Below are 4,439 nucleotides of genomic sequence, written 5' to 3' on the forward strand. Positions count from 1 at the left end.
CTGCTCGCCGCGCCGGCACGGTCCCCCGGCGGACACCGGCTGTATCCGCCGGAGACGGTCACCGTGCTCCGGGGCATCAAGGCCGCCCAGCGGCTGGGCTTCACCCTCGACGAGGTCGCCGACCTGCTCCGGGTGGGCTCCCACCGCCCGGGGCGGACCGGCGCGGGGCTCCACCGCCGCGCGGAGGACAAACTCGCCGAGATCGACGCGCGAATCGCCGACCTGGACGGAGTGCGCCGGGTGCTGATCGACGCGCTCGAAGCGGGCTGTGCCGACCTGGCCGTGTGCGCCGCGACTCCCCGGTGTCCGCTGCCGTTCGCCGAGGCCGCCGATGCCGCCGATGCCGCTGCCACCGGGGCCGCGGAGACCGCCCCACGTTCCGCTGCCGGGGAACGGGTCGGGACCGGCCGTCGGTAGGCGGGAGGCACGGCCGGTCCCGCCACACGAAGCGGCAGAGGTGGACGGCATCAGCCGACATCCATGGATGAAGCTGAACAGGACAGCACAGAGTGAAGTCAGATCCTGCTAGAATCCCGGCGATGAAAACGATCACGTTGCGGCTGTCCGACGCGGCGTACGCGGCGGCCAAACACCATGCCGAGGTTGAGCACAAGTCGATGAACGCCTGGATCGAGAGTCTGCTCGACGCCGAGGACATGCGCCGTCGGTGTGCCGAACACGGGGAATGGATGGCGGGCGACCCGGACGCGGTGGCCTTCGCCGAGGCCTGGGCCGACCGCAACTACGACGAGCTGGCGCAGCGGTGAGCGGTCCGCGCCGGGGCAGCGTCTGGACCACCGACGGCGGGGTCACGGTCCTCGTGTTGTCCTCGACCGTCTACAACGAGATCGGTAGTGAGCCCACCGTGGTCGTGGTGCCGGTTTTCGACCGGGAGCCGGGCAGCGGATTCGGTGTCGCACTCGGGGATGATCGGTGGGCCGTGGCGGGTCTGGTGACCAGTCTCCGCAAGGCACGGTTGCGCGAGGAACGGGAGCCGGTGAACACACAGACATTGACCGAGGTCAACACCATGTTGTTCAAGATCCTCGCCACCCCGGAACGCTGACCCGGGCCGTTCCCCGATGCCGCCGGGGCCGCAAAGACCGCCACGCGTTCCGCTGTCGGGGAACGGGTCGGGACCGGCCCTCGGTAGACGGGAGGCACGGCCGGTCCCGACCCCGACGTCTCAGAGCCGTTCGGGCTCGGACACCCGTTCGGGCTGACCGTCCCAGCACTGCACCCCGTCGACGTCCGGCATCGACTCCCGCAGGAACACCGGGTCGAGCCCCCGGGCGCGCTGCTGCCGGTAGTCGTGCAGCAGCCGGACGGCGAGCATGCCGAGCGGGGCCACGGCGACGAGGTTGACCACCGCCATCAGACCCATGGTGACGTTGGCGAAGTCCCACACCAGCTGCAGCGAGCTCACCGCGCCGAGGAACAGGATGCCGATCACGGCGAGCCGGAAGATCGGCAGTGCGCGCTCGTCGGTGGTGAGGTACCGCAGGTTGGCCTCGCCGTAGTAGAAGTTGCCGAGTACCGAGGTGAAGCACAGCAGCACCACGATGAACGTCAGCAGGTGCAGCGACCAGGTGCCGAGGGTGTTCTCCAGGGAGTTCTGCGTCAGCGCCGCGCCGATCTCCTCGCCGTAGGTGGGGTCGGAGGTGAGGATGATGAACGCGGTCACCGAGCACACGATCAGGGTGTCGAAGTAGACGCCGAAGGTCTGCGCCAGGCCCTGCTTGACCGGGTGACTCACCCCGGCGGTGGCGCCCGCGTTCGGGGCCGAGCCCATGCCGGCCTCGTTGGAGAACATGCCGCGCTGGATGCCCTGCATGATGGCGGTGCCGACGGCGGCGGCGCCGACCTCGCGGAAGCCGAAGGCGGAGCCGACGATGTCGGCGAGCACACCCGGAACCTGGTCGATGTTGATCCCGACCACCACCAGGCCCATGAGCACGTAGAACAGGGCCATGAACGGCACCGTGGCCTGCGCGACGGTGGCGATGCGGCGCACGCCGCCGAACACGACGAGCGCCACGACCGCGACCAGGGCCAGCCCGACCACGGGCGCCACCCAGCCCGCGGCGGTGTCGTCCCCGGTGACCGCAGACACGGAGTTGCCGACCACGTCGGTGATGCTGTTGGCCTGCACCATGTTGAAGGTCGCGCTGAACGTGAAGATCATGACGACCGCGAACAGCGCACCCAGCCAGGGCTTCTTCAGGCCGTACCGCATGTAGTAGGCGGGGCCGCCGCGGTAGCCGGCACGGTCGCGGACCTTGAACAGCTGCGCCAGCGTGGACTCGACGAACGAGATCGAACCGACGACCATCCCCATGATCCACATCCAGAGCACCGCGCCCGGACCGCCGAGTGCGATGGCGATCGCCACACCCGCCACGTTGCCGGTGCCGACCCGGGCCGCCGCGGAGATGGAGAACGCCTGGAACGACGAGATCGCCCGTTTGCCGTCCGGGGCGCGTTCCGGGCTGCCGCGCAGGTTCCGGATCATTTCCGGGACCATGCGGAACTGCACCCCGCCGGACCGGACCGTGTAGTACACGCCGACCAGCGCCAGCAACGGGATGACGAGATAGGTCCAGAACACGTCGTTGACCGCGTTGATCGCGTCCAACAGGGGACTCGTGTCCTCCTCCATGCCACACTCCTTCGTCGGTGTCGGGGCGACGGGACCCCCGTGCCCCGTCGTCACCGCGCCCGTGAGGCGCCGAGGGATCGTACGCACGCTCGCGGCCGGGTGCGTACATCCTTTCGTCGTACACCGGAAGTGTGAAGCCGGTGTGCGTCCGTGCGGCGGTGCCGACGGTGGGGCGTCAGGGTGTGCCCGCGCCGTCCGGGGCCGCGCGGTGCCGGGTGGTATAGACCCCGGTCGGGACGGCGTGGTACCCCTTCGCCCCGACCGCCCCGGCCAGCGGGCTGCGGGGCACGTCACCCGCCCGCACCCGGTCGACGACCGCCCGGAAGTCGTACCGCGGTGTCCAGCCGAGCTCCGCCCGCGCGCGGGCGCTGTCGTAGACCCGGTCCAGGGTGGGAAACATCCGCCACCCCCAGCGGGTGTAGTCGTCGGCGACGTCGGGGAACCGGCGCCGGAACACCGCGGGCGCGTCGACCGCCAGCTCCGCGAGGTCGTCACGGGTGAACGGGGTGGGGGCGCTGACGATGTAGCGGCCGAACCCGAGCGCGGGCGCCCGGTCGGCGGCGGCCAGGTGCGCCTCGACCACGTCGGCGAGGTCCACCCGCCGGTACAGGAACTCGTTGACCTTGACGTTGGTGTCGTCGTAGGCGGCGCGGACCGCATCGCGGTCGTCCTGCTCGGGGAAGAAGCGGGAGGTGCGCAGCACCACCACCGGCAGGCCCTGCTCGCGGGCGGCGAGTGCGCACAGGTCCTCGGCGGCGACCTTGGTGGCGCCGTAGATGTTGCGCACCACCGGGGAGACGTCCTCGTCGATCCAGGCGGCCGGCTCACCGGGCGCCGGGGTCAGTGCCCGGCCGAACGCGCTGGTGCTGCTGGTGAACACCAGGCTCGCCACCCCGGCCCCGGCGGCGGCCTCCAGCAGCGCCAGGGTGCCGGAGACGTTGGTGTCGACGAACTCCTGCCGACGGTGGGAGCCGACGTGCGGCTTGTGCAACGTGGCGGTGTGCAGCACCCGGGTGACCCCGCGCAGGGCGCGGCGCAGCACGGCGGAGTCGGTGACCGAGCCGACCACGTCGGTGTACGGCGAGGCCAGCGTGTCCAGCCCGACCACGGGCACACCCCGGTCGCGCAGTGTCCGTACCAACGCCTCCCCCAGGTGCCCGGCGCTGCCGGTGACGAGATACCTGTCCATGATCGGCGACCGTAGCAGCGGGGGACGGCCGGACCCGCGTCGTCGTCCCGTACGCGAGGCACGAAGGTGGGAAGACGAACCGGATCGTCACCGCGTATCCGCACGGGACCCGGTGTTGATCACTACGCCGGGGAAGGGGACCGTCGAACACGACGACGCGGGCAGTGCTCTCGAAGGGCGTGCGGAGCGCCCCTGGTAGCGCACCGGCCGGACATCGGGAACCGCCCGACACCCGGCCCGGCAGGGGGCGTATTGACCTGACCGGGTGGTCGCGACGCCGGAAGCCGGCACGGGCACGTTCGTGCCGATAGGATCTCCGACCTCGGCCTCGGACCGTGCGGGCCCGGCCGCGTCCGGTGAGGTGTTTCGACGGGGACACGCCGGGGGACACGACTCAGTGACAACGACACACCCGCACAACCCCGCGGGGGCCACACACGTCCTTCCGGGGGAGTCGAGCTTGGTGGATTCTTTCGGAGGTGTGATGCGTTCCCGACAGACGCGTGCGACGGCCGCCGGGATCGGGGTCGCCGCGGTGACTGCGGCGGCGACGGTGACGGTGGCGCCGACGGCCAGCGCCGACCCGGCCCC

5 protein-coding genes are annotated in these 4,439 nt (G+C 71.1%); 3 read left to right on the top strand and 2 right to left on the bottom strand.

From position 1 onward, the window contains the following. The 3 genes from SACHA_RS22910 to SACHA_RS0117835 form a co-directional block, all read left to right on the top strand. Positions 1-417 (top strand): MerR family DNA-binding protein (locus SACHA_RS22910; RefSeq protein ID WP_019811979.1); only part of this gene is annotated, 417 nt, incomplete at its 5' end. A 92-nt stretch (positions 418-509) separates the two neighbouring features. Further along, positions 510-767: a toxin-antitoxin system HicB family antitoxin gene (locus SACHA_RS0117830; RefSeq protein ID WP_269634198.1), complete on the top strand. Its 258-nt coding sequence runs from the start codon at positions 510-512 to the stop codon at positions 765-767. After that, positions 764-1,066 (top strand): type II toxin-antitoxin system PemK/MazF family toxin, encoded by a 303-nt coding sequence (locus tag SACHA_RS0117835; RefSeq protein ID WP_019811983.1) that lies wholly within the window; start codon positions 764-766, stop codon positions 1,064-1,066. The genes SACHA_RS0117830 and SACHA_RS0117835 overlap by 4 nt, the downstream gene beginning before the upstream one ends. Positions 1,067-1,186: 120 nt before the next feature. Here the strand turns inward: SACHA_RS0117835 and SACHA_RS0117840 are convergent, their stop codons facing one another. After that, on the bottom strand, positions 1,187-2,659 hold the full coding sequence (locus SACHA_RS0117840) for an alanine/glycine:cation symporter family protein (protein WP_019811985.1): 1,473 nt from the start codon (positions 2,657-2,659) through the stop codon (positions 1,187-1,189). Positions 2,660-2,834: 175 nt separating this feature from the next. Beyond that, a complete protein-coding gene (locus SACHA_RS0117845; RefSeq protein WP_019811988.1) occupies positions 2,835-3,848 on the bottom strand; it encodes an NAD-dependent epimerase/dehydratase family protein in 1,014 nt (337 codons plus the stop codon). Between the last annotated feature and the right edge of the window lie 591 nt (positions 3,849-4,439).

The sequence above is a fragment of the Saccharomonospora halophila 8 genome (assembly GCF_000383775.1).
Classification (GTDB): Bacteria; Actinomycetota; Actinomycetes; order Mycobacteriales; family Pseudonocardiaceae; genus Saccharomonospora; species Saccharomonospora halophila.